The organism is Myxococcus vastator, assembly GCF_010894475.1.
Taxonomy (GTDB): Bacteria; Myxococcota; Myxococcia; order Myxococcales; family Myxococcaceae; genus Myxococcus; species Myxococcus vastator.
Map to the genome: position 1 here is coordinate 1 of NZ_JAAIYB010000635.1, position 3,623 is coordinate 3,623.

The 3,623-nt window shown below is 68.6% G+C and carries 3 protein-coding genes, 1 tRNA gene and 1 pseudogene; 1 reads left to right on the forward strand and 4 read right to left on the reverse strand.

From position 1 onward, the window contains the following. Positions 1–126: 126 nt before the first annotated feature. A pseudogene (locus tag G4D87_RS35260) lies at positions 127–1,092 on the forward strand (ISKra4-like element ISMfu2 family transposase); the annotation flags it as partial. A 68-nt stretch (positions 1,093–1,160) separates the two neighbouring features. Here G4D87_RS35260 and G4D87_RS35265 read toward each other — a convergent pair. The 4 genes from G4D87_RS35265 to G4D87_RS35280 form a co-directional block, all read right to left on the reverse strand. Further along, positions 1,161–1,580 carry a hypothetical protein gene (locus G4D87_RS35265; protein ID WP_163787089.1) on the reverse strand — a complete coding sequence of 140 codons (420 nt, stop codon included), beginning with the start codon at positions 1,578–1,580 and terminating at the stop codon, positions 1,161–1,163. 51 nt (positions 1,581–1,631) lie between these two features. Continuing rightward, positions 1,632–2,261, reverse strand: coding sequence for a hypothetical protein (locus tag G4D87_RS35270; protein ID WP_163787091.1), 630 nt, complete (start codon positions 2,259–2,261; stop codon positions 1,632–1,634). Positions 2,262–2,400: 139 nt separating this feature from the next. Next, complete coding sequence (locus tag G4D87_RS35275) at positions 2,401–3,348, reverse strand: hypothetical protein (RefSeq protein WP_163787092.1); 948 nt, start codon at positions 3,346–3,348, stop codon at positions 2,401–2,403. A gap of 72 nt (positions 3,349–3,420) precedes the next feature. Beyond that, positions 3,421–3,494: transfer RNA gene (locus tag G4D87_RS35280), tRNA-Arg, on the reverse strand. Between the last annotated feature and the right edge of the window lie 129 nt (positions 3,495–3,623).

Consider the following 3,623-nt stretch of genomic DNA (forward strand, 5'->3'; position numbering starts at 1 on the left):
CTGCTCCACCAGGTGCTCGTGGACCAGTCGTTCAATCTTCGATTCCAGCGTCGCAGGGGTTTTCGTGTGCATCCGCCACGGGTTGCACACCGCGACGACGGCCTCAACACTACCCCTGAACGGTTACGCCAGATGGGCGTGCTGCCCTACAGCCGAGCCTCGTTCGAGCGGGTGGGGCATGAGGTGGGAGCGCTGTACGGCGGCCAGCGGCCCCGGGTGGAGGCAGCGCTGGCCCGGGCGCAACGAGTGCCCCGAGGCACCCACGGCGTGAGCGTCAGCATGGACAGGGTGGCAGTGCCGATGGAGGAGCCGAAGAAACGGCCAGTGGGCCGCCCTCGCAAGGGCGCCCCCGCGCGCCCGGTGGACGTCGTCTGGCGCATGGCCTACGCCGCCTGCCTCACCTTCCATGACGCCCACGGCGAAGCGCTGGGCACCATCCGCTACGGGCGGATGCCACGGGGCGAGGCCCGAGAGGTGGCAGAGCGCCTGGCCCGCGACGTCCAGGCCCTGGTTTCCAGGCGGCGCGGCCTGTACGTCGCCGTCCTCACCGATGGCGCTCCCGAACTGCACGCCTTGCTGGACGAGGCGCTGGCCACCCATGCCCCGGCGGCCAAGAAGCCGGTGCGTCTGGTGGACTTCTGGCACCTCATGGAGAAGCTTGGGGGCGCGGCGCGCGTGGTGGCTGGGGAAGAGAAAGCCTCCGCGCTGCGTGAGAAGTGGAAGCTGTCCCTGCTCAACACGCCCGGGGCGGCGTGGGCCATTGCCATGGCGTTGCACGCCAGCGGCAAGCGGCATGTCGTCCTCGGTGACGGCCAACCGGTGCACGAGGCCCTCACCTACCTGGAGAGCCACGGTGAGCGAATGCACTATGCCGAGGCTCGCGCACGGGGGCTGCCCCTTGGCAGCGGCAACGTGGAGGCCACCTGCAAGTCTCTTGTCTCCCTGCGCATGAAACGCCCTGGTGCTCGCTGGAAGGAGGCCTCTGGTCAGCACATCCTGGACCTGCGCGCCCTGGTGCTCTCGGAGCGTTGGGATTCTGCCGTCAACCTTACGCTTGAGCCGCTGAGAGCCGAGGTGCGGCGCGCTGCTTGATCAGGATCGGAGCCACACCCCCCTGCCGGGCCATGCCGGCGCATCCCCGGCGGCGACTTCTCGTGCGACTACAGCCGCACCGCGAGGATGCGCCAGCCTTTCACATCAACCGCATAGGTGGCACCCACGTCCAGGATGGGGGCCGTGGCGATGTCGCATGCATCCGGGTTCGGGATGATGCTGACGAGCACGACGCCATCTGAGGCGGGTGCCGTTACGACCTCGTAGGACTCGCGGCGGTTGAGGCACTCGTAGAGCGGCGTGGCGTCGCTGGGCAGCTTCCGGTCCCAGGGCAGGAAGTCGTCCATGGCGAGCTGGATGGCGCGAAGGGTGGTGCCGCTGATGATCTGTCGCCCCTCGGTCGGAAACGCGAGCGGGATTTCGACGGTCGCAGCCTCTTCCGGTGGGGCATGGACTGGGCGCGGCGGCTTCTGGAACAGGGCGCATGCCGGGAGCATGCAGAGAAGGGGCAACAGAACGCGCTTCATGGGGCCTCCGTGCGGGCCACGATTCCGGATGTGCATCGACACGCTCATCCCTCAGTCATCCACCGCGGTGACGACCCCGAGGCGCTTGTCCTCTTGCTTGATGATGCCCACCAGCTTCCATCGCTTGCGTTGTCGGAGGTAGACCTCTCCGGGTTGCTCGCTGCCGAGATTCGGCACGAATTTGGTGATGGTGCAGGTGCGGTCGAACTGGATGCGGATGCTCCAGATTTGCGTCGCTTTCAGTCGGTCCGTTTCCGACATCGGCGAGGGGGACCATGGGTGGCTGTGGAAGTCCCCGAGCACAATCGCCCGGCCTCTTTCGTCGACGACGTAGCGCGGGGGGATGCACTTCTTCAGCTTCGCGGGGCCAACGGGCGCGGGCTCTCCCAATGGTGAGGCTGCGCTGGCGTAGTAGACGCCGTCTCCGAGTGAGTAGATGGCGCCGCAGTACTCCTGCCCGTAGTCGCCCGTCGTCGCGTTCTCTAGCTTCATGACGGTGGGGCAGAGCTGGTCGATGACCTCGTCCACGTTGGATGACGGGGTGACGGCTTCCCAGGGCCCACGGACGTAGACATGGGGGCCTGTGCGCCAATAGTCCCGCGTACCGCTCAGCTCAGGGGCACCGGCACAGCCGATAGCCACGCTGAACGCCGCGACGCGTCCCAACGGCACTGCTGACATGAACCCCTCCTGTCCGAAATCAGGAATTGGAGTCCATATATGACAAACATTTAAGTCGCTATAATCTTGTTTCCAGCTTTGTGGCTGGAATGCCCGCACGAGGGATGCCCTTCCTCCCGATGCGGGCTGGCGCCGGACGTCATCGGCGCGAGAACAGCCCCGCCGGAGCACCATGCCGGCGGGTGTGGTGGAGGCAGGCGAGACGAGACGCCGCGCCTGGTGCCTGCCCAGGCCGCAAATGAGCCCGCGCTTGACCAGCAGCAGAGGCCCGCCGCACCAGCACTTCCCCTCGGGAGACTGGGTGCGCGGGGCTGGGGCTTCGGGCTCGCCGCGCAGCTGGCTCCTGCTCGCGGCGCAGCTCCGAGGCGCGCAGCAGGCCGTTGAGTGCCGTCAGTGCGCCGGTGAGGACCTCCGTGGGAATGGAGTCCTGGCTGACGAGCTGCTCCTGGAGGCTCCACTGGCCTTCTTCAAATGCCCGGAGGACGGCCAGGTCCTGCTCCATGCCCGCGAGGCGGCAGGGCATGCAGCGCGCGCGTCCAAGGGCGACGCACACGCACGGCGGCGCGTCGCCCTGGCCGAGCGCGTCCAGCACGCTCCGGCAGTCCACGGCGTCCAGCACCAGGGAGCGCCCTGCGCCGGCCGCCACCTGCAGTGCGGCGTGCAGCACGGGGCCCACGGAGGCCCGCGCTGGGCTCCCGGGCTCGCGGACGACGCGCAGCGTGGCCTTGGTGTGCTTCTTCGGGGCGCTCACCGTGCACCCCCGGTCTTGCGCGTGGTCCGCCGGGGAGCGGAGTCCGTGGGGCTGGGACTGCCGTCCAGCGTCCGCGACGCGGCGGACTTCCCCGAGGGCCTTGGTGAAGGCGGCCAGCAGGCCGGCCAGGCGGCTCTTGGCGCGCACGGTGCCGGCGCCGTAGTCCACCTCCCAGCTCTCGCCCGCCTCATCGAGGCGGCGGAACGTCAGGGTGAACTCGGCCGGTAGGAGGCTCCGGCGGGGCTGCGGGGAAGAGGGGGCGCCAGTCGCATCGGGCCGATGAACGGCATGGCCCGGCGAGTGTCTGGCCTTGCCGCTACGCCACGCCAGCGCCACGGCGCCATCAGCGGGAGCGGCACTTGCTCCATCCCCAGTCCGAATCCCCAGTGGGGACGGGCGGTTAGGATGTGACCCCGACAGGAATCGAACCTGTGGCCTGCGGTTTAGGAAACCGCCGCTCTATCCAACTGAGCTACGGGGTCGTGCTCTCAAGTCACTGTGCTTTCTGGAGGAGGCCCGCCAGAAAGGTCCAGCCATGCTCCCCCAGGCGGGGCGCATGCACAACGGCGTGCGTTATAGCAGGCGGCCCGGCGCGCGCAACGCGCCAGCAT

Coding starts and splice junctions, on each gene's coding strand:
- G4D87_RS35265 (WP_163787089.1), bottom strand. CDS start 1,580: ATGAAGCGCGTTCTGTTGCCCCTTCTCTGCATGCTCCCGGCATGCGCC.
- G4D87_RS35270 (WP_163787091.1), bottom strand. CDS start 2,261: ATGTCAGCAGTGCCGTTGGGACGCGTCGCGGCGTTCAGCGTGGCTATC.